Annotated in this window: 21 protein-coding genes, 1 pseudogene and 1 riboswitch; of the genes and pseudogenes, 5 read left to right on the forward strand and 17 right to left on the reverse strand. The window is 39.5% G+C overall.

Annotated elements, in window-relative coordinates; genetic code table 11:
* Nucleotides 1–4: 4 nt before the first annotated feature.
* Together NAF17_RS05785 and NAF17_RS05790 are read left to right on the forward strand one after the other, a co-directional pair.
* Complete coding sequence (locus NAF17_RS05785) at nt 5–862, forward strand: bestrophin family protein (protein WP_252757028.1); 858 nt, start codon at nt 5–7, stop codon at nt 860–862.
* A 5-nt stretch (nt 863–867) separates the two neighbouring features.
* Entirely contained in the window at nt 868–1,770 is a 903-nt protein-coding gene (locus NAF17_RS05790; RefSeq protein ID WP_252757029.1) for a histone deacetylase family protein, read from the forward strand.
* Here NAF17_RS05790 and NAF17_RS05795 read toward each other — a convergent pair.
* The 4 genes from NAF17_RS05795 to NAF17_RS05810 are packed head-to-tail and all read right to left on the reverse strand — an operon-like array spanning nt 1,759 to nt 4,747.
* Nucleotides 1,759–3,135 (reverse strand): MATE family efflux transporter, encoded by a 1,377-nt coding sequence (locus NAF17_RS05795; RefSeq protein WP_252757030.1) that lies wholly within the window; start codon nt 3,133–3,135, stop codon nt 1,759–1,761. The two genes, NAF17_RS05790 and NAF17_RS05795, sit on opposite strands and share 12 nt — an antisense overlap.
* A gap of 39 nt (nt 3,136–3,174) precedes the next feature.
* Complete coding sequence (locus tag NAF17_RS05800; protein ID WP_252757031.1) at nt 3,175–3,798, reverse strand: AlbA family DNA-binding domain-containing protein; 624 nt, start codon at nt 3,796–3,798, stop codon at nt 3,175–3,177.
* A 12-nt stretch (nt 3,799–3,810) separates the two neighbouring features.
* Nucleotides 3,811–4,266: a GNAT family N-acetyltransferase gene (locus NAF17_RS05805; protein WP_252757032.1), complete on the reverse strand. Its 456-nt coding sequence runs from the start codon at nt 4,264–4,266 to the stop codon at nt 3,811–3,813.
* A 1-nt stretch (nt 4,267) separates the two neighbouring features.
* Nucleotides 4,268–4,747 (reverse strand): DUF4442 domain-containing protein, encoded by a 480-nt coding sequence (locus NAF17_RS05810; protein WP_252757033.1) that lies wholly within the window; start codon nt 4,745–4,747, stop codon nt 4,268–4,270.
* Nucleotides 4,748–4,943: 196 nt separating this feature from the next.
* Between NAF17_RS05810 and NAF17_RS05815 the strand changes: the two genes are divergently transcribed.
* Nucleotides 4,944–5,144, forward strand: a complete 201-nt coding sequence (locus tag NAF17_RS05815; RefSeq protein ID WP_252757034.1) for a hypothetical protein — start codon at nt 4,944–4,946, stop codon at nt 5,142–5,144.
* A gap of 454 nt (nt 5,145–5,598) precedes the next feature.
* Here the strand turns inward: NAF17_RS05815 and NAF17_RS05820 are convergent, their stop codons facing one another.
* The 12 genes and pseudogenes from NAF17_RS05820 to mqnE all read right to left on the reverse strand — a co-directional run bounded on the left by NAF17_RS05820 (nt 5,599) and on the right by mqnE (nt 18,395).
* Nucleotides 5,599–6,849, reverse strand: a complete 1,251-nt coding sequence (locus tag NAF17_RS05820) for a tetratricopeptide repeat protein (RefSeq protein WP_252757035.1) — start codon at nt 6,847–6,849, stop codon at nt 5,599–5,601.
* A 68-nt stretch (nt 6,850–6,917) separates the two neighbouring features.
* Nucleotides 6,918–8,024 carry a tetratricopeptide repeat protein gene (locus NAF17_RS05825; protein WP_252757036.1) on the reverse strand — a complete coding sequence of 369 codons (1,107 nt, stop codon included), beginning with the start codon at nt 8,022–8,024 and terminating at the stop codon, nt 6,918–6,920.
* 3 nt (nt 8,025–8,027) lie between these two features.
* Nucleotides 8,028–10,628: a DNA gyrase subunit A gene (gene gyrA, locus NAF17_RS05830; RefSeq protein ID WP_252757037.1), complete on the reverse strand. Its 2,601-nt coding sequence runs from the start codon at nt 10,626–10,628 to the stop codon at nt 8,028–8,030.
* 571 nt (nt 10,629–11,199) lie between these two features.
* Nucleotides 11,200–12,114: an oxygen-dependent coproporphyrinogen oxidase gene (gene hemF, locus NAF17_RS05835; protein WP_252757038.1), complete on the reverse strand. Its 915-nt coding sequence runs from the start codon at nt 12,112–12,114 to the stop codon at nt 11,200–11,202.
* A 125-nt stretch (nt 12,115–12,239) separates the two neighbouring features.
* A complete protein-coding gene (locus NAF17_RS05840) occupies nt 12,240–13,484 on the reverse strand; it encodes an MFS transporter (RefSeq protein ID WP_252757039.1) in 1,245 nt (414 codons plus the stop codon).
* A gap of 119 nt (nt 13,485–13,603) precedes the next feature.
* Nucleotides 13,604–13,801 carry a cold-shock protein gene (locus NAF17_RS05845; protein ID WP_067061679.1) on the reverse strand — a complete coding sequence of 66 codons (198 nt, stop codon included), beginning with the start codon at nt 13,799–13,801 and terminating at the stop codon, nt 13,604–13,606.
* A 225-nt stretch (nt 13,802–14,026) separates the two neighbouring features.
* Nucleotides 14,027–14,500 (reverse strand): hypothetical protein, encoded by a 474-nt coding sequence (locus tag NAF17_RS05850; RefSeq protein ID WP_252757040.1) that lies wholly within the window; start codon nt 14,498–14,500, stop codon nt 14,027–14,029.
* Nucleotides 14,501–14,801: 301 nt separating this feature from the next.
* Nucleotides 14,802–15,296: pseudogene (locus NAF17_RS05855) on the reverse strand (SDR family oxidoreductase).
* A 56-nt stretch (nt 15,297–15,352) separates the two neighbouring features.
* A complete protein-coding gene (locus tag NAF17_RS05860) occupies nt 15,353–15,574 on the reverse strand; it encodes an SDR family NAD(P)-dependent oxidoreductase (RefSeq protein WP_252757041.1) in 222 nt (73 codons plus the stop codon).
* 147 nt (nt 15,575–15,721) lie between these two features.
* Nucleotides 15,722–16,465 carry a menaquinone biosynthetic enzyme MqnA/MqnD family protein gene (locus tag NAF17_RS05865; RefSeq protein WP_252757042.1) on the reverse strand — a complete coding sequence of 248 codons (744 nt, stop codon included), beginning with the start codon at nt 16,463–16,465 and terminating at the stop codon, nt 15,722–15,724.
* Between the two features lie 10 nt (nt 16,466–16,475).
* Nucleotides 16,476–17,102, reverse strand: coding sequence for a histidine phosphatase family protein (locus tag NAF17_RS05870; RefSeq protein ID WP_252757043.1), 627 nt, complete (start codon nt 17,100–17,102; stop codon nt 16,476–16,478).
* 99 nt (nt 17,103–17,201) lie between these two features.
* Nucleotides 17,202–18,395, reverse strand: a complete 1,194-nt coding sequence (gene mqnE, locus NAF17_RS05875) for an aminofutalosine synthase MqnE (RefSeq protein ID WP_252757480.1) — start codon at nt 18,393–18,395, stop codon at nt 17,202–17,204.
* Nucleotides 18,396–19,121: 726 nt separating this feature from the next.
* Between mqnE and NAF17_RS05880 the strand changes: the two genes are divergently transcribed.
* Entirely contained in the window at nt 19,122–20,237 is a 1,116-nt protein-coding gene (locus NAF17_RS05880; RefSeq protein WP_252757044.1) for a trans-sulfuration enzyme family protein, read from the forward strand.
* Between the two features lie 10 nt (nt 20,238–20,247).
* On the opposite strand, the gene NAF17_RS05885 is transcribed toward NAF17_RS05880, so the two are convergent.
* Nucleotides 20,248–21,303: a hypothetical protein gene (locus NAF17_RS05885; RefSeq protein ID WP_252757045.1), complete on the reverse strand. Its 1,056-nt coding sequence runs from the start codon at nt 21,301–21,303 to the stop codon at nt 20,248–20,250.
* 140 nt (nt 21,304–21,443) lie between these two features.
* A riboswitch (SAM riboswitch) is annotated at nt 21,444–21,555 on the forward strand.
* A gap of 234 nt (nt 21,556–21,789) precedes the next feature.
* On the opposite strand from NAF17_RS05885, the gene NAF17_RS05890 reads away from it, so the two are divergent.
* On the forward strand, nt 21,790–23,103 hold the full coding sequence (locus NAF17_RS05890) for an O-acetylhomoserine aminocarboxypropyltransferase/cysteine synthase family protein (RefSeq protein WP_252757046.1): 1,314 nt from the start codon (nt 21,790–21,792) through the stop codon (nt 23,101–23,103).
* Nucleotides 23,104–23,165: the final 62 nt, after the last annotated feature.

Consider the following 23,165-nt stretch of genomic DNA (forward strand, 5'->3'; position numbering starts at 1 on the left):
TTGTATGATATATTATAACCCTAAACAATGGTTCTCCCTTATCTTCAGGTTTAACAAAGCTGATACATTACGCGAATTGTTTCCACTGATGCTATGTGTTAGCCTATATGCCGGTGTAGTTACTTTTTTACTGATTGATGTATGGAAACTTGAAGAGACCAGCATCCTGCGTAAAGTGATCTATGTGCACCAGACAATCGGGTTTGTGTTTTCATTATTGCTGGCATTCCGTATCAATTCGGCATACGATAGATGGTGGGAAGGCCGCAAGATCTGGGGCAGCCTTACCAACAATAGCCGCAACCTGGCTATAAAATTAAAACATTTGGTCAGTGATAAAGATGCAGCCTTTTTCAACTATGCCATCCCGCTTTATGCGCGTTCGCTTAAAGAGCATTTGCGTGATGAATACGTGCCCGGCGATCAAACCATATTAGTTACCGATGGCCGCAAACATGTGCCCAACCAAATAGCATCAGCCATAATCAAACAGGTTTACCGGTTAAATAAAGAAGGCCAGATAAACCCGGAGCAATTGGTTAGTATAACTACTGAAATAACTTCATTTACAGATATTTGTGGCGGTTGCGAGCGTATCCGAAAAACACCAATTCCGTTCTCTTATAGTGTATTCATTAAAAAGTTTATCTTCACTTATATCATGACTTTGCCCTTAACCTGGGCGTTTGACCTAAAGTATTTTATTATGCCAATCATCGGGTTTATCCTTTTTGTATTCGCCAGTATCGAGCTGATTGCTGAGGAGATAGAAGACCCGTTTGGTTATGATGCTAACGACTTGCCGCTGGAGAATATCTGCGAGAATATCGAAAAGCATGTCGGCGAGATATTTGCCAAATAGCACAAATGCTCAAGATTTCTTACGATCCGATATATGCACACCCGCTGCCGACAGGGCACCGGTTCCCGATGCTTAAATATGAATTGATACCAGGGCAACTGCTGCACGAGGGAATAATCACTCAAGACAATTTATTTTCACCAAAAGCTGTTGAAGAGGAAACAATCCTGTTAACTCATGATAAAGATTACTGGTGTCAACTCCGTGATCTAACTTTACCACCAAAAGAACAAAGGCGCATTGGTTTCCCTTTATCTGCGCAATTGGTAGAGCGTGAACTCCGGATTGCACAAGGCACTATCGATGGCTGTCACTATGCTTTTGAGTATGGCGTAGCGTTTAACGTAGCCGGTGGTACCCACCATGCCGGTACCAATTGGGGTGAAGGTTTTTGTATGCTGAACGATCAGGCGATAGGGGCTAACTACCTATTAAATGAAAATTTAGCTAAAAGCATTTTAATTGTTGATTTAGATGTACATCAAGGTAACGGAACCGCTCAGATCTTTGAAAATGAATCACGGGTATTCACGTTTTCTATGCATGGCGATAAGAATTTCCCATTTAGAAAAGAGCGGTCTGATCTTGATATCCCGTTGGATGATGGGATAGGAGATAACGATTATTTAAAACTATTGTATAATACTTTACCAAGACTAATCAATTCCCATAACCCCGATTTTATATTTTATTTAGCCGGAGTAGATGTTTTGGAAACCGATAAACTGGGTAAGCTTGCCCTATCTAAAGAAGCTTGCAAACAGCGCGATAGGTTTGTGTTTGAGCAATGCAAGTTGAGAAGCATACCGGTGCAGGTTAGCATGGGTGGAGGTTATTCGCCGCAGATAAAAGATATTGTGGATGCGCATTGCAATACCTATTGCGTAGCCAATGATCTATACTTTTAGGTCGTTAACGATGATAAGGTTGTTGTTCTTGCTTATCTTTTGAAATCTAAGGAACAACATTAACGAGGCAGATGCCAGCCCGGCAACTAAACCAAACCAAACGCCGACAACGCCAATGCCAAGTACAATCCCTAATAGGTAACCTACCGGTAAACCAATTACCCAGTAAGATAAAAACGTCAAAAAGGTTGGGATCTTAACATCCCCCATACCGCGCAATATGCCTAAGCCAACAACTTGCGTACCATCAAATAACTGGAAGAAAGCTGCAACTATAAGTAGCTGTTCTGCAATGTGTATCACGCTTTTATCCGAGGTGTACATCAAGGGTAAAACCTGGTTTAACATCGTAAATATGATAGCCATACAACACATAAACACAATTATGATATGGTAGTTGGATATGGCCGAAAGTCTAAGCTTATAATGATCACCCGAGCCAAAGTAATTACCGGATCGTATGGCCGAGGCTGATGAAACACCTGCGGCCATCATATAAGTCATGTTGGACAAATTTAACGCTATTTGGTGCGCAGCCTGCGGTACAGATCCGATGGTGCCAATAATAATAGATGCCCCACCAAATGCACTTACTTCAAATGTCGATTGCATAGCAACCGGCATACCTATTTTTAACAACTGCTTTATTCTATTTTTGTCAATATTCTTAAAAGCAAAATCGCTTAAATATCTCTTGAAATTTGGCGACCTAAAAACGTAGATGCACATAGCAATAGCCATCAGGCAACGGTCAATAAGCGTACTGTAGCCAACACCTTTGATGCCCATTGGTACAATCCCAAACATGCCTTTTACCAAAACTATCCCAACCACAATATTGATCACATTACCGATAATGGTAATATACATGGCCTGCCGGGTTAAACCTAAACCTTCGGCAAATTGCTTAAAGGTATTAAACACCATTATGGGCATTAACGATGATAAAAGCAATATCAAAAATGGCTTTGCCTGTACCACTACATCCGGCGATTGGTGAAGCTTACCGATAAAAAACGCTACTCCCAGATAAAATATTAGAAAAAGGACTATGCCAGTAATAACGTTTAGCATCAAACTGTTGCTGAGTAGTCTGCCGCATTCGCTATAATTCTTCCGGCCATTGTGTTGTGCAATTAATGGCGTGATGCCATAGCTTATACCTAATGCCATTACAAAAGGAACTATAAACAAGCTGATGGATAAAGAAACAGCTGCCAAAGCGATTGTGCCTGCAAATTGCCCGATAATGATGGTATCTGAAAAATGTACCAGCGTATGCCCAATTTGAGATAACACAATAGGTATAGCCAGTTTTAAGCTGTCGCGATAGTAAAATTGATATTTTTGGTAGAGGGCTTTCATTTATTTGCGGTGAGCAAAAGTAGCGAATAGCCCCGTAAATCAGGAAGCTGTGTAAAACTCTTCTTTTTCGGTTGTGTGAACGCGAAGTATGCCGCTTAAAACCAGGTCGACAAGGATGCGTTGCGCGCGTCTCCTGCCTATATTTAGCAAAATACAAAACTCCTTTACAGTGATGCGTTCTTCTTTATCAAGGTGTTCTAAAAGGGCTTTTTCTTTAGATGAGTATTCTATCAGTACACCGTTAACATCAGCAGAACGCTTTAACACATCAACCACTACTTTGCTGGCCAATACGCTTTTATCTTTAACACGGATGTAAACCCACCATTTGCCATCTTCGGCAAGTGAGTAGTGTGGTTTATCTGGGCTTTCAGGAATATCTACTACAAGTATCAGTTTCCCATCAAAATATACTTCTTCAAATAAAGGTTCCAAAGCAGGGCGTGCAAAAAAGTGTGCTGCTTTAGTAATCATATAACGTTCTTCATCCTCAGCCTTTAAGCCTATAATAGTACCATCATCGAGCACGCCGATAAGCAACCTGCCACCAACGTTGTTAGCGAACGATACCATTGTTTTGGCAATTTTTTCGCAGCTGGTAATGGTTTTTTTAAAATCAAGTGATACGCCTTCGCCCTCAAAAATCTGTCGCTTTAAATTCATATCAAATACCCTTTAATCTGCTATATAAGGCGTTAAAATCTGCATCCATCTTTCGGTGTTGGTAATAGGCGTAAAACCAAACTGTTTATACAAGCCGTGTGCATCAAGTGTAGCTAACGACCACCGGCGCAAGCCCTGCAAATCAGGATGAGCCATAATGGTTTGCATTAGCCATTTTGATAAACCAACTCCTTGATATGCCGGTAGTACAAACACATCACATAGGTAACCAAATGTTGCCATATCGGTCACTACACGCGCAAAACCGGCTTGTATGCCGTTTCTATATATCCCAAAGCATAATGAATGCGTTATGGCTTTTTTAAATTTCTCAGGTGGCATCCCTTTTGCCCAATATGATTGACCTTCAAGATAATTAAATATCGCGTCAAAATCCAGTAATGTTTTATCTGTTGATATTTGGTAGCCTTTTTTGATGAAGGCCTCATCGTTCATAAATACGGGCATCTTATTCGGTGTCGTCTAGTGTGAAATTAAGGTCGCGTATGTAAACCTCGTTCATTAATTGTGCGCAAACTTCATTACCGGTGTTATATATCTCTACCGGGAAAGCATTTTCATATTTCCCAGTTGTATTTAACGCGTGTAAGGCCTGTTCAATATCAGCATCGGTTAATATTATATGAAACGATAAAGAGGAGAGGGCGGGCTTTAAAAAATCTATCCTAGAGGATTTAGACCAGATCCGAAACCTGCTACCCTGCGCTTGCAGAATTCTGTCAAACAGTACCGGGTAAAAAGGATCAGCCGCGGCAAAAATTGTCCCGCCAAATATCGATCCGTTATAATTTTTGTTAAATAAACTCTTAAAAACTTTAACTCTTACGCCCTTAAAGCCTTTATCAAAACCAACCACCCAAATCCGCTGAAATAAAAGGGGAGGATAGAGGCGCATGATCCATTTAAAGGCATTTTCTGATATAACCATTACCGTTAAATATCAGAAAAATATCGTTAAAAGTATTGAGTTAACTATGTATTATTTTGACATTTAAAGTACCTGAAACCTTGCCATTTGGCGCAACCTTTGCATAATAAGATCAATTTTATTAAACAAACTTGATCTTCAATAGATTATAAACTGACGAATTATTTAATCACGTTGCTTTAACATTATATCTATTATGAAAAAGCAAATTTTAAGTTTCGCCTCAGGCACGACAATGATTAGTTCAATTGCAGCAGGTTGCAGCTCTGAGAAAAAAACCAGCGGTAGCGATAGCACAAGCACAGATTCTGCCGCAGCCGTAGCACCTGAGACAACTACACCAGATACAGTTAAGAAAGACACTACTATAAAAGATACTACTAAGAAATCAATGTAATTGGTTCTTTATATCTACAAAGAAAACTCGCTTAATTATGTAGCCAAGCTTTTCTTGTTTTGTTACATCTTTATTTATTAGAACGCTATTTTGATAAAACCATCATCGGCATACAAAGTAGCCCCATTTGTTGCTAATGAAAGCGGGGTTGCTATGTAAATAACCATACTGGCAATCTCGGCGGGCTCTATAAAACGTTTAATTATAGATGTGCCGCGTATATGGGTGAAAAATTCTGTTTCTATTTCATCACCGTTTTTTCCTTGGTCTTTGCAACCGCTTTGACAAAATCGCCAACACCTTCAGACATGGTTGGGCAAAGCAATACTGTATTAACAGTAACGTTAGTATACTTGGATATTAAATCTAATAATTAATATTATGTTAAGTAAAAGTATTTAATTTAAGCCCGTAAAAATATACGGGCTTAAATTAAGGCTTCTATGTCGGGGGCTTATTTCTTTTGTAATGCGTTTATCTGTGCTGTAACTTTAGCAGAATTAACACTATCTTTTTTACCCTGGTAATAAGTACGCAAGTTATTTAATGCATCGTAAGAAGTTGGTTGTAATCCTACCGCTTTTAACAAATATGGTTTAGCCAAGTCAAATTGTGCGTTTGCTTTTGCCATGGCTGCATCATATGCTTTTTGCTGGTTGGTTGGCAATTTGTTAGCGTTATTGTAAATATCAATAGCCGGCGATATAATGATGTAACCCATATTCAAGTTAGCTTCAAAATAATTTGGATCAATCTCTAGCGCCTTCATGTACATCTCGGTCGCTTTCGCAAAGTTTTGGTCTCTGGTAGCTTGTAAAGCTGCTTTGCCTGTAACAGGTGCTTTGGCAACTTTTTGGCCCGCAGCATCTCCTAAATTAGAATAAACTAAACCTGCATAATAATAAAGGCTTTTGTTTTTGGGTTCATTTGCCTGTGCGCTTAAAATTTTATCAAGCACTTCTTTTTGTTTGCCTTGTTGCAGGCTTATCTCAATTTCGGTTCTTCTAAGCGCAGCATTATTAGGGTATTTTGCCAAGCCTTCGCCAACGGCTTTTACAGCCCCAACGGTATCTTTGCTTTCTAAATATATGCCTGCAAGTTCGCTATAAGCAGTTTCTACTTTAGAATATTTTGTAGTCACCAGTTTATTGTAATTAGTAATAGCTGCCGGATAGTTTTTTGCATTTAATGCTGCTAAACCTGTGTAAAGTATAGCGTTTGTATCTTCGGGCATTACGGTGCGGTAAAAATCAAATGATTTGTAAGCAAGGTTATATTTGCCGGTTTCGTATTCTTTTACGCCTTTGTTTAACTGGTAACGTGCTAAAACGAGGTTGGCATTATCAATAAGTTTTTTGTTTTCGCCTTTCGTATCTAATTCTTTGGCTTTGGCTGCTGCCTCAGCAGCAGTTGTAAACAATGGTAAAGATGTTGTAACAACCGAATCCAATTCGGCTAGTGTACCATAAATATTAGCTTTTACAGCATAGGTTTGTGGCAATGCTGCTGTTTTTTCATTTGCAGATGCTTTATCGATAGATTCTTTCGCCTTTTTTAAACTTGGTATAGCCATGGCGGGCTGTGCTTGCCTTAAAGCTTCAAATTTTTCATATTCTGTTTGTGCGGTGTTCAACTCTCCTTTTTGTGCAAAAGTTGTTGCGGTAATAAGGCTCAAAAGGCCAAGCATTAGAAATTTAATTTTCATTCTACAGTGTTTTAAATTGGTAATGTTAATTATAGCTATTAACTGATTCAGCCATAACATATAGTGTATTAGTTTAATTGTTCTAATCGGTTATTAACCCTATCCAACTGGTTTTGATTACCTGTTTTTGTATAGGCTAACTGCAGTAACTCCAGACATTTTTTATCCTTTGGAACCATTTCATTCGCTTTTTCGAGCCACAATATAGCACTTGTAATGTTTTTATCATCATTATTACCCTTAAGTGTGCTCTTCTTAAAGTAAAGTAATCCTAAATTAAACACTGGCTCATAAGCACCCCAATTTAATTCAATAGCGCGCAGATATAAAGACTCCGCCTTATCATATTGGTTTAAATTATCATAGCAGTTTGCGGCTACAAAAGTTATTTCGGGATTATTAGCGTTGTTATCTATCAATGGTATTATTAAAGGTTCTAACGATTTGTAGTCCCTTTTGTTATTGTAGATGTTAGCTTCGTCCTGCAATAGTTGCTTGTTTTGAGGTAATAGTCGCCTTCCCTTTTTTACAATTTGTAAAGCCTTTGCGGTATCGCCCAATGACTTATAAATGGTTGATGCGGTTTCCAGATACTCAAGTTTTGTGCTATCAGTATTTATTAAGTTTGAATAGTAGTTGGCAGCTTCCTGCAGGTTGCCCAGTTTATTACTGGCATAAGCTATATATGCATTTATTTGTTTATGGGCGGGTGCATACCTTTTAGCCTTTTGAAAAACATCCACTGCGTTTTTGAAATCGCCACTTTTGGAAAAGGCAAAACCTTTGCGGATATAAACATTTGCCAAGCAACGTTTTGCATAATCTAACTCCGGCTGATATTTATAGATCTTGCCTTTTTCCTGAAACTTATCAAGTAGAGCAACTGTTTGAGGCAGGAATGTTTCCGGCTGGTTTAGCTTATTAAGCGAATCAGTGTAAAGGATACTGGAGTTTACAATAATGCGGTAAACATTTTTTTCCAAATCGGCAGAATCTTTACGGGTTAACACTAAACTATCGGCAGATTTTTTGGCGTTACTTAAATATTTAAGATCACCCTTTTGCTTATAAAAAGCAAGGTTGTTTACCACAATCTTTAACGCTTCGGACTGGCCAAAAGCGAAAGATGTAGTAAACAACGCTAAAATCAATAAACTGATTTTTCCGCTTTGCATTAATTATTCAGTTTTATCGTCTTCGGCAGCGGGCTTCTCCCCTTTGCTTTCGTCGGTGTCAGTAATAGTACTTTTCGCTTCACCGGTTGGCTCTGCGCCATCTGCTAATTCAGCACTTTCAATCACTTCTTCATCCTCTTCGTGCTCAACTTTTGCAACCGATGCAATTGCATCGTTACCCTTTAGGGTAATTAACCTTACCCCTTGAGTAGCACGGCCCATAGTACGTAATTCTGCTATGGCCATGCGGATAATGATACCAGATTTGTTGATAATCATCAGATCTTCTTTATCAGTAACACCTTTAATGGCAACAAGGTTTCCGGTTTTTTCAGTAATGTTTAAGGTTTTAACACCTTTACCACCACGGTTAGTAACACGGTAATCTTCAATATCGGTACGTTTACCATATCCTTTTTCAGATACAACCAGTACAGTTGTTTCTTTATCATCAATGGCTATCATACCAATAACTTCGTCTTTCTCACTATCCAAACTGATACCCCGCACACCTGTAGCGGTACGGCCCATTGGCCTAACGGTACTTTCGTTGAAGCGGATTGCACGGCCAGATTGTAGTGCCATAACAATTTCGCTGCTGCCGGTTGTTAATGTTGCTTCCAGTAAAGAATCACCTTCGTTAATATTAATTGCGTTGATACCGTTTGCACGCGGGCGAGAGTATGCCTCTAAAGATGTTTTTTTAATAACACCTCTACGGGTACACATAATAATAAAGTTGTTCTCCAGGTATTCTTTATCCTTAAGCGATTTAAGCTTGATGTAAGCTTTAATATTTTCCTCTTTAGGGATATTGATGATGTTTTGTATGGCGCGGCCCTTAGAAGTACGCGTACCTTCCGGTATCTCAAATACACGTAACCAGAAACATTGCCCGCTCTCCGTAAAGAACAGCATGTAGTTGTGATTACTCGCTATTAATAAGTGCTCAATAAAATCCGCATCACGGCTGTTGCTGCCTATAGCTCCTTTACCACCCCTGCCCTGGCGGCGATATTCGGTAAGTGAAGTACGTTTGATGTAACCTTCGCGAGAGATGGTGATTACTACATCTTCATCCTCAATAAAGTCTTCGGTTTGCATTTCTGCCGATGAATGTACCATTTCTGTTTTACGCTCATCACCATATTTCTCTCTTATATCGATCAACTCATCTTTGATAATCTGCATTCGCAAGCCTTCATCAGCAAGGATAGATTTTAAATAATCAATAGTTTTCATTAAACCGTCAAACTCATCACGGATCTTATCGCGCTCCAGTCCGGTTAAGCGCCTTAAGGTCATATCCAATATAGCACGTGCCTGGATGTCGCTCAAACCAAACTGGCTAATTAGACCTTCTCTTGCTTCGTCTGGTGTTGATGACGCGCGGATCAGCTTAATAACTTCCTCGATATTATCGAGCGCTATCAATAAACCTTCTAAGATGTGCGCGCGTTTCTCAGCCTCTGCCAGTTCGTATTTGGTACGGCGGATAACCACCTCATGTCTGTGCTCAACAAAGTGATGGATAAGATCCCTCAGGTTAAGTAGCATTGGGCGACCATGTACCAACGCAATGTTATTTACACTGAACGATGTTTGCAGCGCGGTGTATTTATAAAGATTGTTTAACACGATAGCCGCGTTTGAGTCGCGTTTTATCTCATAAACCACACGGATACCTTCGCGGTTACTTTCATCGCGAATAGCAGATATACCTTCAATTTTTTTATCGTTAACTAATTCGGCAGTACGCTCAATCATCAGCGCCTTATTTACCTGGTAGGGTATCTCGCTAACAATAATACGCTCGCGGTCACTGCCGTAGGTTTCGATCTCAGCCCTTGAACGTATTACAATACGGCCACGGCCTGTTTCCAAAGCCTGGCGCGGGCCTTCGTAACCGTAGATGATACCACCTGTAGGAAAATCGGGACCTTTAACATAGGTCATTAACTCTACTATGTCTATTTGGCGATTATCAATTAATGCGATTGTAGCATTAACGATCTCAGTTAAGTTGTGTGGTGCCATGTTGGTTGCCATACCTACCGCGATACCTGATGCACCGTTAACCAACAGGTTAGGGAATTTTGCAGGCAATACGGTTGGCTCTTGTAACGAGTCGTCAAAGTTAAGCTGGAAATCGATAGTATCCTTATTAATATCGGCCAGCATCTCTTCAGCAATTTTTTGCAGTTTAGCCTCAGTATAACGCATTGCTGCGGGTTGGTCACCATCGATTGAACCATAGTTACCTTGTCCTTCAACAAATGGGTAACGTAAGCTCCAGTCCTGCGCCATACGTACCATGGCATCGTATACCGATGTATCGCCATGGGGATGATATTTACCCAGTACCTCGCCCACAATACGGGCCGATTTTTTGTAAGGTTTGTTATTTGCCAAACCTAAGTCAAGCATCCCGTACAATACACGCCTGTGAACGGGTTTTAAACCGTCGCGTACATCGGGCAGTGCCCTTGATACAATAACCGACATTGAATAATCAATGTAAGCGGCCCGCATCTCTTCATCAATATTTATCGAAATTATTCTGTCTTCTTGGTGCGAATTCTCGTTTTCGGTTTCTTCAGCCATTGGTTTTTCTTAGTGGAAAATCTTAACAGTGCGTGTATAAAAAGTTATTATAAGTAACATGCGAATTTAAGAAAATATACTCAAAATGCTGTGTTTTTTACTAACATTTATACTTGTTTTCCACGTTTTTTAACGTATACCCACAGCAAAGTTACAATGTGGAATACGAACCCTTAGTTTACCTTTTCCTGTATTCTTTAACAACTGTTCCATTGGGTAGAACGCCGTTAAAAGTTAAGGTGTCGTTACTGATGCGATAACGATATTTTATAGTGACATTAAGTAACTTAGAAAGCTTTGCAATAAAGGTTTGGGTTTCCAGGCAGGTATTTTTTTTTGTATTTAGTCACCGCGCTCTTAGGCTAATGGCTCATGCCCCTTTTCGATAAAAAGCGCGTTATAATGCGCTGCATTGTAATTTCGTTTTAGGGTGAAGTATTTGGATGGCTGCCCTGCTTTACCATTGTATATGCCCTCGCTGTATTACCATTTGCCCCCGAATGTATCTTGTATACGAAATGCACAAAGCGCAAATCAGGAAAAACATAGCAGGAAAAATCCGTTTACATATCTAAACCCAGTTAACACCTTTTTTTAACAACGATAAAGTTTTCTCTTCCTCGCTGCCCGGCTGTGCCTGGTAGTTATAAACCCATTTGGCCGTGGGCGGCAAACTCATCAGTATCGATTCGATACGCCCATTAGTTTCCAGTCCGAACTTGGTGCCTGCATCGTAAACCAAATTAAACTCGGTGTAACGGCTGCGGCGCTGATACTGCCACTGCTGCTGATCATCTGTAAACTGCTTATCGCGGCTGCGGTTTACCAATTCTGTGTAGGTTGGGATAAAAGACCGGCCTAAAGCTTTGGAGAACTCAAAAACGGTTTCCCAGGTAATGTCATCCGTAGCGGTTAAGCGGTCATAAAAAATACCGCCAATGCCACGGGTCTCATCACGGTGTTTTATGTAGAAGTAATTATCGGCCCAAGTCTTAAAACGCTCATAAAAATCGGTATTAAACTGGTCACAAACGAATTTTAATTGCTGGTGGAAAAAACGTGAGTCATCTTCAACCACGTAATGAGGCGTAAGATCAATACCGCCACCAAACCAGCGTACCGGTGGTGTATCATTATTAAATGACGAAGGCATCTCGAAGTACCTGATGTTCATGTGGATAATTGGCACCCAAGGATGATTTGGGTGGATAACGATAGAGATACCGGTAGCGAAAAAGTCATCCTGCTCCACGTTAAGTGCTTTTTTTACGGTGTGCGGCAACTGACCATGCACAGCCGAAAAATTTACGCCGCCTTTTTCAAATATACTACCGTTCTGGATGATCCGGGTACGTCCTCCGCCTCCTCCTTCGCGTTCCCACAACTCTTCTTCAAACGTGCTTTTGCCATCAGTGGCTTCAAGTGCTGCGCATATCTCGTCCTGTATCTCTTTATAATTTGCGGCTATTTGTTCCTTCGTAATCATTAATTAGTGAATGACTGAATTAGTGAATTAGTAATTAATATGCTACAAAAATAAACAAACTATTGGTTGGGGTTGGCAATTTTTAATCACTAATTCATTTACTCACTAAATCACTAATTAAAGCATTAACTAATTCCCGCTTCTTCCTCAATATAATTCAAATCCTTACCAAAGGTTTCTTTTAGCTGGCTAAGCGAAAATAATGAGATGACGGTAAGTATCACCATCATAATATAACCACTTGTAACCATACCATAATGCACCACAAAAGCATTAAATGCAATATTGATAGGAATCAGCGAACCGCGTACAAAGTTTGGAACTGTAGTGGTAACGGTTGAGCGGATGTTTGTACCAAATTGCTCGGCGGCTATGGTTACAAAGGTTGCCCAATAACCAACGGTGCAACCCATGGCAAAACAGGTCCAAACAAACTTATCGTGCGTGATGCCTTTTGAACTTAAATAACTAAATGCGCTTACCAAAGACAATAGTAGGAATACAGCCATGGTTAACTTACGCGATTTAGTAACCTGTGCCAGTAGGCCCGCAAATATATCGCCTATGGAAATACCGATATAAGTATAAAGCACCCCCTCGCCTGCGATAAGCGGTACGGTTGAGCCCAAGGCCTTACCAAATTCGGGCGATAGGGTTACAAGAACTCCTACTACGTACCAAAGAGGCGCGCCAATTAGTATGCAATACAAATATTTCTTAAATCTTACTGCATTGGTAAATAGCATAAAAAAGTTGCCTTTTGATACACCGCTGTCCTTAACCTTATTATACATACCCGACTCGAACGTACCTACACGTAATAGCAGTAATATTATACCCAGGCCGCCACCTACCATGTAAGCATGTTGCCAGCCAAATTTTGCAGCTTCGTATGCTGCCGCAGCGCCAAAAAGGCCAATTACTGCAACGATCATGGTGCCATAGCCGCGTTTCTCTTTACTCAAAGTTTCGGTTACCAGCGTGATGCCGGCCCCGAGCTCCCCAGCAAGGCCTACACCTGCTATAAATCGTATTATTGCATAAGTATTAACATCGGTTACAAAGGCATTTGCAAAGTTAGCTATGGAGTATAACAGTATCGACCCAAATAACACTTTAATACGGCCAAGCTTATCGCCTATAACGCCCCACAGTAAACCGCCAAGTAACAAGCCAAACATTTGCACGTTAATAATAAACTGCCCTTTAGATAATATATCGGCATCGGCTACGCCAATATCATGTAAGCTGGCCTTGCGTACTATTGAGAAAACTAAAAGATCGTATATGTCAACGAAATAGCCTAGGGAGGCCACAAGTACAAGGAATATAACATTCCGCGAAACTTTTGCTGAAGCAGTGTCGGTCATAGATCAGGGTTGTAATAATTGGTTTGGCTAAGGTATAAAATGAATGCAAAAAACAAATTTAAATGCATAAAAAAGCCCCTGCTTATTAAAACAGGGGCTATATAATTTATAGCAGCTAATTAAACTTTTTTTACGTTTACTGCCTGTAATCCTTTACGTCCTTCTTCTTCTTCGTATTCAACGTTATCGTTGTCTTTAATTGCGTTTACGCCGCCTTGTACATCTTTAAAGTGTACAAACAAGTCTTTACCATCATCGGTAATAATAAATCCGTATCCTTTTTGTGTGTTAAACCATTTTACTTTTCCAGTTTTCATAATAATAAATAATTGTATTAATAATTGTGTGTTGAGATCAGTAGGTAATTCAACTGAATTATAAAAATGGTTTAATAATCAATATAGAATGTACAACTATCCTTACCAAATATATAAAATTATTATATAACCAAATAAATTTATTATTAAGTTAATATAAATTTAAAAACAAAAAAGCCATTGGTGTAAACCAATGACTTTCATTACGATATAAGTTTTCGGTTATTATTTTACTTGCTGAAAGAAGTAAACACCGGCACTTGGTGTAACTCTTAACAAAACTTCTTCTTTGTCGTTTTTTAGATCAACAAAATACGCAACTGAATCGAAGCCATTATCGTCGTTATCTAATTTGATAACTTCGTTTGCGAAATAACCTTCGTATTTAGCTGCGATCTCTTTTTTAGCTTTTGCAGGCAATTCTTTAAATTGTACATTTTCGGTAATACCAATCAATTCACCTTTAAGATTGTAGAAAGCTGATTTTTTTACACCATCAAGTGTAAAGGTTGCTTTCTGGAATTTTGAATTAACCTTCCAGGTTACATTTTCAGCCCTTACAAAATCGCTGTTGAATTTCGAAGAAACTGCGTATGATACTGCATCAGCATCACCTTCTGCATTAGTAAGTATGTTAGCAGCAAAAACATTTACTGTGAACAATGCTGCGATAGCGGTAGATATAAATAATTTTTTCATGGTCTTGTTGTTTTTTAATTATATAACAAATGTACATTCATGTTGATAATATTCATAATTATTGCTAATTTTTATGAATATTTAATAATTAATGAGGGTTTTTGATTGCAATTTAAAAAATCATAATATTACATAGTGTACATTTAAAAATATGTCAACAAAAGGCCCAATAGCTTATTGTATAAAGTACACTAAGTTAAATTAATGTAAACCAATTTATTATTTGTGACTTTAAAATGACATTTATGCATTTCTATACAATTTATTTGCTATCCGTTATCGGCAAATCCGGGATATAGCGTCATACCCCATCTGCAAAAATGGTAGTACCGGTTATATAATCCGCATCGTCAGAAGCTAAAAAAACAGCTAATTTCCCAATATCACCAGGCTGGCCGATGCGATTGTATGTAATAAAAGTTGAAAGCATGTTCTAAGCCTCCGGCGTTTCTTAGGCTTCTTTATTAATTAGAGTTAGTATAGCACCCGGCCCAATGCCTGTTACGCGGATCTTATGTGGCGCTAATTCCTGCGCAATGCTTTTCATGAACATATTGATGCCGCCCTTGCTGGCCGCGTAATTTACATGCCCCGCCCATGGAATCACCTCGTGCACGCTGCTCATACAGATGATCTTACCTGCAGCCCTACTAACGCCTTCTACCACTCCCCTCTTTATAAACAGTGCAGCATCTTCACGCGAGCAAAGGAATTGCCCGGTAAAATTAATGTTGATGACTGTATTCCACTCGTCCAGGGTCATGTCTACAAATTTGGAATTTTTTTGTAGGCCCACATTATTAACCAGTATATCTAGCGCGCCATATTTTTGATGATGGCGGCAAACATAGCTTATACCTTTTCTTCCTCACTCGCATCAGCTTTATAGGCAAATGATTCTCCGCCTACGGTATTTATTTCGGCAACAACCTTATTAAATGCATTTGCATTGTGCACGTAGTTTATTAATATCATTGCCCCTGCTTTGGCAATGGCTATTGCTACGCCTTTACTGATAACACTATCAGCGCCTGTTACTAATAAAATTTGTCCGTTAAGTTTTTGAGGATCCATATTGTGTTATATTATGCTATATGCAAGGCTATTAACATAATAAGGTTTTAATAGGACAGGATTTTAGATAAAAAAATGTCATTATGAGACTGTCGAAGAATTATACTATAAGTAAGTAGTTCGACAGGCCACCATGACAAATGTAATTTACAACGCTTTTATATAATCCAAAAACAGATACAACGCCTTCTTCTTATCCTCGGTTAAATCAAAATCGAGTTTGTGCATCAAGTAATCTTCCAGGTCAAAATCTGCGCGTTGAGGCAGGGTTTTTAAAAGCTCGTGCCTGTGGGCAAGGCCATGGCGAAGCGCCTGGTTAAATTCTTTAATGAACTCCTCGGAGACGGGTTTATTAGCTATCCACGCGGCAAATACAAACGGTAGCCCGGTAAATTTTTGCCATTCTTCAGAAAGGTCATAAACATATTTGTACTGATCTTTTTTACCGAATGTACGGTCGCCAATTTGTACAAAGGCAGTTTGCTCATCTTGCGAAGTGGAATAGTCATAGGCACCTGTAATCAACTCGGGCTGTATTTTCCAAAAGTTTTTTAATAGTACCTTTGCCAAGTTATTTGAGCTGCGCGATTCCGGGTCGAGTTGTAGGTGCTTCACATCCTTTATATCGCAATTACTGAATACAAATACGGAGTTTACTGCGCCAACAGCGCCAATACAATAGTTAGATATAATCTCCCATTTGGGCAGGCTTAAAGTAGCGGCCACAGGTATTAAACCTATATCAACCTTATCATCTATTAGTTTTTGGGCACAGTCTGATGGCATATCAAGACTTAGGTCTATCTTATCTTTAATATCGAAATGTTGTAGGCCGTATAAAAAGGGTTTGGTATTAGTATAACTAACGGCAGATATTCTTATCTTTTTCACTTATCGTTCTCTATGAATTTTTCAAATGCAATGCGTTATTGGCTTCCACAATGCGGAAACGACTGCCATCATAAGTTACCTTGTAAAGCACAAGGTTTTGGTGCGGAAAGGTATCCATCTGCGTAAGCGGCAGATCTGTTAAAATACACATCAGCAAACGTAATGCACGGCCGTGCATACATACCAATACATTTTTCTCTTCAGGGTGACTCATCATAATATCGAGCGCCTGTAGTTGCCTTGCCTTTACTTCATTAGGGCTTTCGCCACCTTTAAACTTAGTATCGAGATTACCCTCTAACCAATTGCGCATCAGGTCTAAAAACGCGGCTTTGGTTTCGGGCGTGGCGGGTTGTCCTTCGTGGATGCCCCAGGCAAGCTCATCCAAACCTTCCAGCCTTTCGTATGGCAAGCCAAGGTCTATAAACTGCTGGATGCTTTGCTGAGTGCGCTTTAGTTCGGATATGTAGATCTTATCGAAAGGTACTTCCTTGTAAGCCTGGTAAAAAAGGTCGGCCTGGTAGCGGCCTTCGTCGTTTAAATCGGTATCGCGGCCGCGGCCCTGTACAATGCCTTGCTTATTAAGATCCGTTTGCCCGTGGCGTACTATATATAATGTCTTTTCTACTTTATTCATTTGTTCAATAGTTCATTTGTTCATTGGTCCGTATGTTCATTATTAACCATCGGTCAATCGGTTAACACCAATTAATTAATTAATTAATAAACCAATAAACTAATTTATAACCGGCAATTTGTAAAAGCGCGGTTTTACTTCATCAGGAAAATGGTAATCATTGTAATCGGTCACCAGGTTATAAAGCGTATCGCGCTCTATTGGGTAGCGTCCTGCATTTTTGATCAGCTCTACTAATTCTTCGGTACTCATGGCCGGTTTTTGCTCTTCTGCGCCAGCCATCGAGTATATCTTCGTAGTATCATCAAGCGTACCGTCGATATCATCCACCCCAAAGTTAAGTGATAGTTGCGCGGTGGTACGGCTGATCATGGCCCAGTAAGCTTTTATATGGTCAAAATTATCCAGGTAGATACGTGCGATAGCATAATTACGTAAATCTTCAACTACAGTCGATTCCGGCACATTACTCATTTGGTTATCCTGGTTACGGAACTTCAACGGAATAAACGTTTGGAAACCGCTTGTTTTATCCTGCAGTTGGCGTAGTTGCTCCATGTGGTCAACCCTATGATAAAATTTTTCGATATGGCCATAAAGCATAGTAGCGTTTGAGCGCATACCCAATTTGTGCCACTCTTCGTGGATAGCCAACCATTGGTCGCCGGTACATTTATCTTTGGCTATCAGATCGCGCACTTCAGGATGGAAGATTTCCGCCCCTCCGCCCGGCATAGATTCCAAACCAGCATCTTTCATCAGTTTCATGCCTGTAGCATATTCTATCTTAGCTTTTTTAAAGATGTAATGATACTCAACAGGTGTTAATGCTTTAATGTGCAGATCAGGCCTGTGTGCTTTTATCCTGCTAAATAATTCCGAATAAAAAGCAACATCATACTGCGGTAAAACACCACCTACAATGTGCACTTCTGTAACCGGCTGCTCATCGTATTTTTTAACAATATCCAGCATTTCTTCCATCGTGTACTCCCATCCGTCGGAACGTTGTTTTATGAGGCGCGAGTAAGAACAGAATTTACAATCGTAAACACAAAGGTTGGTTGGCTCTATGTGGAAATTGCGGTTAAAGTATGTTTTATCACCGTGTTTTTGTTCGCGTATGTAGTTGGCAAGTACTCCCAGATAACCAAGTTCGGCCTTTTCGTAAAGCAGAACGCCTTCTTCAAATGTGATGCGCTGATTATGGAGTACCTTCTCAGCAATCTGTTTTAGTGCCGGTAAAAGCTGAGGGTTATTCAGCAAAACCAGAAAATTATCTGATACTTCCATCATAAAAAAATTTAAGCAAATGTAACAATTTGAATTAATTCTAAAACGGAAGTATCAGTATAATGAGTGTTTGAACACTTAACTATGACAGTGTGGTTACATAGAATTAATTGATATAATATAAATCCCAGTCATTGCACATTGGTAATCTTTTGGCAGTGAAACCGCAGTTGATATCATGCAATCGTTATTAGTTTCTCATAAAATCTCGTTGGTTTTGGCTTCTAAATTAGGCCATGATATTTTTGCAAGGTTATATACTTTGTCAATTGTGATAGCATCAGCCCCATTATCATGAGAACCCAAGTTGCTTGTATCGTCCTCCCATTGTTTAGTAACTCTGGTAGTATTACCTAATATTTGTATAACGGTTTCATGATAATATAGAACCCTGGCTGTTACACGACCATTAACCAAAGTCATTCTGGTCTCGTAGTTAAGAATCGACTCTTTAGCAAAGTGCATTACAGTGTAGGAGTTGCTGATCCGGGCTTTAAATAAAGCCTATGCATTAAAACTGTCATTTAACTTATTGTTATCTGGAAAAGAACTGTCCTTTGAGCAGGATGATATTAGTGATGTTATTATTAGCGAAATTAAAAGCAGCCTATATTTTTTTTCAATTTAATTCATGTAATAAATGAGTTTATTTTAAAGTAAAAACATGTTAGATACACTTAATTATTTTATTAAATATTCAAATAATTGCTGTTATTTAGCACCATCATGAAAATAGAAACCATCGCCATCCATGCAGGTAACCATACCGATGCCTCAACAAAAGCAGTTGTACAACCCATTGTTATGTCAACTACGTTTGAGCGCGATGCGGATGGCGGATTTGCTGCGGGCTATCAATACAGCCGTTCCGCCAACCCTAACCGAACTTCGTTAGAAAATGTGTTGGCACAATTAGAGGGCGGTGTTGAGGCTGCGGCTTTTTCATCTGGTAACGCAGCAGGCATGTCGGTTTTCCAATCATTGGAGCCGGGCACGCATATCATTGCGCCGGATGATATGTATCATGGCTTGCGTAACCAGCTAAAGGCACTTTTTGCGGGGATATTGGAGTTTGATTTTGTAGATGTGAATGATAGTGATGTTTTACAGGCACATATTAAACCCAACACCGTAGTGATATGGATAGAAACGCCATCTAACCCATTATTAAAAATTACCAACATTAAAAAGGTAGTGGCGATAGCCCGTCAGCACAATATAAAAGTTGTGTGTGATAATACCTTTGCCACACCTATTTGTCAAAATCCGCTTGCTTTGGGTGCCGATTTGGTGATGCATTCATCCACCAAATACTTTGGCGGCCACAGCGATCTGATGGGCGGCGCATTAATTACCGCTGAGAAAAACGAATGGTGGGAAAAGATCCGCAATGTACAAACCATGGGCGGCGCGGTGCCCTCTCCTATGGATTGTTACTACCTGGTGCGTAGTATTAAAACCCTGCCTTACCGTGTTAATGGCCACGTGCACAATGCACAACTTCTGGCCGCTTTTTTAGAGAAACATCCAAATGTAGAGCAGGTAATGTATCCCGGCTTGCCGTCGCATCCGCAATATGATATTGCTAAAACTCAGATGAATCTTCCAGGTGCCATGATGTCATTTACCCTAAAAGGCGGCGAAGCGGAAGCGAAAAAAGTAGTTAATGCTCTCAAAATATTTACCCAGGCAACCAGCCTGGGCGGTGTTGAAAGTTTGATAGAGCACCGTGCCAGCGTGGAAGGACCCGACACAAAAACGCCATTTAATTTATTGCGGGTTTCTGTTGGGTTGGAACATATTGATGATTTGATAGCTGATCTGGCGCAGGCTATGGCATAATTGTTTAGAATTAATCTTTCCCGTTTTTAAGGTTCGGTGGTGCGTCGGAAATGATGATAATACCGTAGGCTTTGTCTTTAACACCAAAGTTTTTAAACAAATCATTTTTACTAATTATTCGGATCTCTTTAAATGTTTTATCGTTGATCGAAGCCAGGTCGCCCTCGTAGCTTTTTGTTAAAACCCGTTTGTTTAAAATATATTGCACGTTTGCATCCTCTGTTGCAGAAGGAACGACCTTTGTATACTCTGCAGATTTTGAGCTAAAAAAATTCCAATAACGCTTTTTGGCAAACTGTTTAGTCTCAATGTAGATTAGTCCGTATTTTGCTTCAGGCCCGCCAAGCTCAATAGCGTTGGCATCTTTGTAAACTGTCAACATAACTATATCATCAGGGTTATATTTCATAAGGTCGGCTTTAAGCACTTTCACGCTGTCGACATAAAATATTGGGTCGGCAGGAATTACCGATACATCAAAATCCTTGTTATTCTCCTGATCGTAACATGATGATATAATATCGATACCTTCAATAGGCTTATTCATATAATAAGCCTTATCAATAGGGAATTGCGGTTGTTTTGCCTTATCAATCTTTACGTAAAATGATATAGTATCGTTAGAAAAATTCCAATAGCCCGAACAATCTCTCGATTTCCATTTGTTTTTAAACTGCGGGTATAATTTAATAACATCCCCTAAAACCAATTTACTCATATCAATAGTTTTACCATCTGGCAAAACTCCGGTATATAGCTTAGTTAAACGTATTTTACTAACGAGTCCTGAAGTTTGGCTTGTTTGAAATATCATCTCCGGCAGTTTTTCAAAACTGAACCCTTTCCCGGCAATAAATCTCGAATCTTGCCCAAAGCAATTCTTTTGCAAATCCATTTCTCCAATCGCAAGTTCTTTAACATCGATATATTTCTCTTTTAAATCTTTAATTTTTGTTTTACAAAGAGTTACACCGTTGATGGATATGCCATTTACGATAGCTTTTTGGGCAAAACCATTTATATTATAACTGATTAAAATGAGTGCAATGCTGAAAGAGAGTTTCATAAAATGATTTTAATTTGCCTATTTTAAGCATTATTTACAATAAAATTAAAATTTAATTTGGATTATAAATTCCTATTACCCTATATTTGAAACATTATTTGATAGCAATACTACGATCAATTTTCCCTTACACGAATTTTGGTTTATAAAGAAGCGGCGAGAGATCAGGCTCAGAGAACCGCTGGCAACCCTACACGGTGTAGAAGGTGCCAATTCCTGTCCCGGAGAATAGTTAACCGGGGGATATAAATTTTTAATCATGAAAAGTTTAACTTACCTACAAAAAAATACATTTCAGGCCCTATCGGCCCTAACTTTAGTATACAACCAATCTCAAGGCTGTATTATTATGTGTTGTTGCTGCTGTTAATTCGCTAACACGTTCCCTTTTCTATTTTCCTGAAAAATACGTGATCTGCCGAATGGGATAGTTCTATCCTGCCGTAATCTTAACATTTCCAATTAAAAACTCTTAATCTACAGAACATGTCTAACTTAAAATTTGAAACACTTCAACTACATGCCGGTCAGGAAGTTGATGCTACCACAGGTGCCCGTGCAGTACCATTATTTCAAACATCTTCATACGTATTTAAAAATGCCGAGCATGGCGCAAATCTTTTCGCGCTAAAGGAATTTGGCAACATCTACACCCGTTTAATGAACCCCACTACCGATGTTTTTGAAAAGCGCATTGCTGCTCTTGAAGGTGGTATAGCGGCTTTAGCAACAGCATCAGGCCAAGCGGCGCAGTTCATAGCTTTAAATAATATTTTACAGGCCGGTGATAACTTTGTTACTTCTCCTTTTTTATATGGCGGTACATACAATCAATTCAAAGTAGCTTTTAAACGTTTGGGGATCGAAGTACGTTTTGCCCAAGACGATACAGCCGAAAATATCGAAAAACACATCGATAATAAAACCAAAGCTATTTATACAGAAACTATTGGTAACCCCGGATTCAGTATTCCCGATTTTGAAAAATTGGCGGCATTAGCCAAAAAGCACGATCTGCCGTTGATAGTTGATAATACCTTCGGGGCAGGTGGGTACCTGTTCCGCCCATTACAACATGGCGCGCATGTGGTTGTGGAATCTACTACCAAATGGATAAACGGACATGGAACAAGCGTTGGCGGTGTTATTGTTGATGGCGGTACTTATAATTGGGGTAACGGCAAATTCACGCAATTTACCGAGCCAAGCGAAGGTTACCATGGATTAGTATTTAATGATGTATTTGGTGTTAACGGTCCGTTTGGCAACATTAACTTTATTATTCGTGCCCGTGTGGAGGGTTTGAGGGATTTCGGCCCTTCGCAATCACCATTCAATTCATGGCTAAATATCCAGGGATTGGAAACCTTATCCCTGCGAGTACAGCGCCATGTAGATAATACGCTTGAATTGGCCAAGTGGCTGGAAAAACACCCGCAGGTAGAATCGGTTAATTATCCGGGGTTAGAATCTTCTGAATATCACACGCTTGCCAAAAAATATCTAAAAAATGGCTTTGGCGCGGTATTGTCGTTCAAGATAAAAGGAGACAAGGAATTGGCGAATAACTTGATTGACAATCTTCAATTAGTTAGCCATTTAGCCAATGTTGGCGATGCAAAAACATTAATTATACAACCATCGGCTACTACGCATCAGCAATTATCAGACATTGAGCAGATCTCTGCGGGAGTACTGCCGGGCGTATTACGCGTGGCGGTTGGTATTGAACATATAGATGATATTAAAGCTGATTTTGAACAGGCATTTGCCAAAATACAGCAGCTTGAATTAGCATAAGAATTTTTTAGTTTTTTAAGTGATGTTATTATGGGGGCGGTTGTTTTAGCCAACTGCTCCCC

This window comes from Mucilaginibacter aurantiaciroseus, from assembly GCF_024055595.1.
GTDB lineage: Bacteria > Bacteroidota > Bacteroidia > Sphingobacteriales > Sphingobacteriaceae > Mucilaginibacter > Mucilaginibacter aurantiaciroseus.

Excerpts from the sequence above, each read along its gene's own strand:
- NAF17_RS05785 (WP_252757028.1), top strand. The coding sequence starts at position 5 with ATGATATATTATAACCCTAAACAATGGTTCTCCCTTATCTTCAGGTTT.
- NAF17_RS05790 (WP_252757029.1), top strand. The coding sequence starts at position 868 with ATGCTCAAGATTTCTTACGATCCGATATATGCACACCCGCTGCCGACA.
- NAF17_RS05795 (WP_252757030.1), bottom strand. The coding sequence starts at position 3,135 with ATGAAAGCCCTCTACCAAAAATATCAATTTTACTATCGCGACAGCTTA.
- NAF17_RS05800 (WP_252757031.1), bottom strand. The coding sequence starts at position 3,798 with ATGAATTTAAAGCGACAGATTTTTGAGGGCGAAGGCGTATCACTTGAT.
- NAF17_RS05805 (WP_252757032.1), bottom strand. The coding sequence starts at position 4,266 with ATGCCCGTATTTATGAACGATGAGGCCTTCATCAAAAAAGGCTACCAA.
- NAF17_RS05810 (WP_252757033.1), bottom strand. The coding sequence starts at position 4,747 with ATGGTTATATCAGAAAATGCCTTTAAATGGATCATGCGCCTCTATCCT.
- NAF17_RS05815 (WP_252757034.1), top strand. The coding sequence starts at position 4,944 with ATGAAAAAGCAAATTTTAAGTTTCGCCTCAGGCACGACAATGATTAGT.
- NAF17_RS05820 (WP_252757035.1), bottom strand. The coding sequence starts at position 6,849 with ATGAAAATTAAATTTCTAATGCTTGGCCTTTTGAGCCTTATTACCGCA.
- NAF17_RS05825 (WP_252757036.1), bottom strand. The coding sequence starts at position 8,024 with ATGCAAAGCGGAAAAATCAGTTTATTGATTTTAGCGTTGTTTACTACA.
- gyrA (WP_252757037.1), bottom strand. The coding sequence starts at position 10,628 with ATGGCTGAAGAAACCGAAAACGAGAATTCGCACCAAGAAGACAGAATA.
- hemF (WP_252757038.1), bottom strand. The coding sequence starts at position 12,114 with ATGATTACGAAGGAACAAATAGCCGCAAATTATAAAGAGATACAGGAC.
- NAF17_RS05840 (WP_252757039.1), bottom strand. The coding sequence starts at position 13,484 with ATGACCGACACTGCTTCAGCAAAAGTTTCGCGGAATGTTATATTCCTT.
- NAF17_RS05845 (WP_067061679.1), bottom strand. The coding sequence starts at position 13,801 with ATGAAAACTGGAAAAGTAAAATGGTTTAACACACAAAAAGGATACGGA.
- NAF17_RS05850 (WP_252757040.1), bottom strand. The coding sequence starts at position 14,500 with ATGAAAAAATTATTTATATCTACCGCTATCGCAGCATTGTTCACAGTA.
- NAF17_RS05860 (WP_252757041.1), bottom strand. The coding sequence starts at position 15,574 with ATGGATCCTCAAAAACTTAACGGACAAATTTTATTAGTAACAGGCGCT.
- NAF17_RS05870 (WP_252757043.1), bottom strand. The coding sequence starts at position 17,102 with ATGAATAAAGTAGAAAAGACATTATATATAGTACGCCACGGGCAAACG.
- mqnE (WP_252757480.1), bottom strand. The coding sequence starts at position 18,395 with ATGGAAGTATCAGATAATTTTCTGGTTTTGCTGAATAACCCTCAGCTT.
- NAF17_RS05880 (WP_252757044.1), top strand. The coding sequence starts at position 19,122 with ATGAAAATAGAAACCATCGCCATCCATGCAGGTAACCATACCGATGCC.
- NAF17_RS05885 (WP_252757045.1), bottom strand. The coding sequence starts at position 21,303 with ATGAAACTCTCTTTCAGCATTGCACTCATTTTAATCAGTTATAATATA.
- NAF17_RS05890 (WP_252757046.1), top strand. The coding sequence starts at position 21,790 with ATGTCTAACTTAAAATTTGAAACACTTCAACTACATGCCGGTCAGGAA.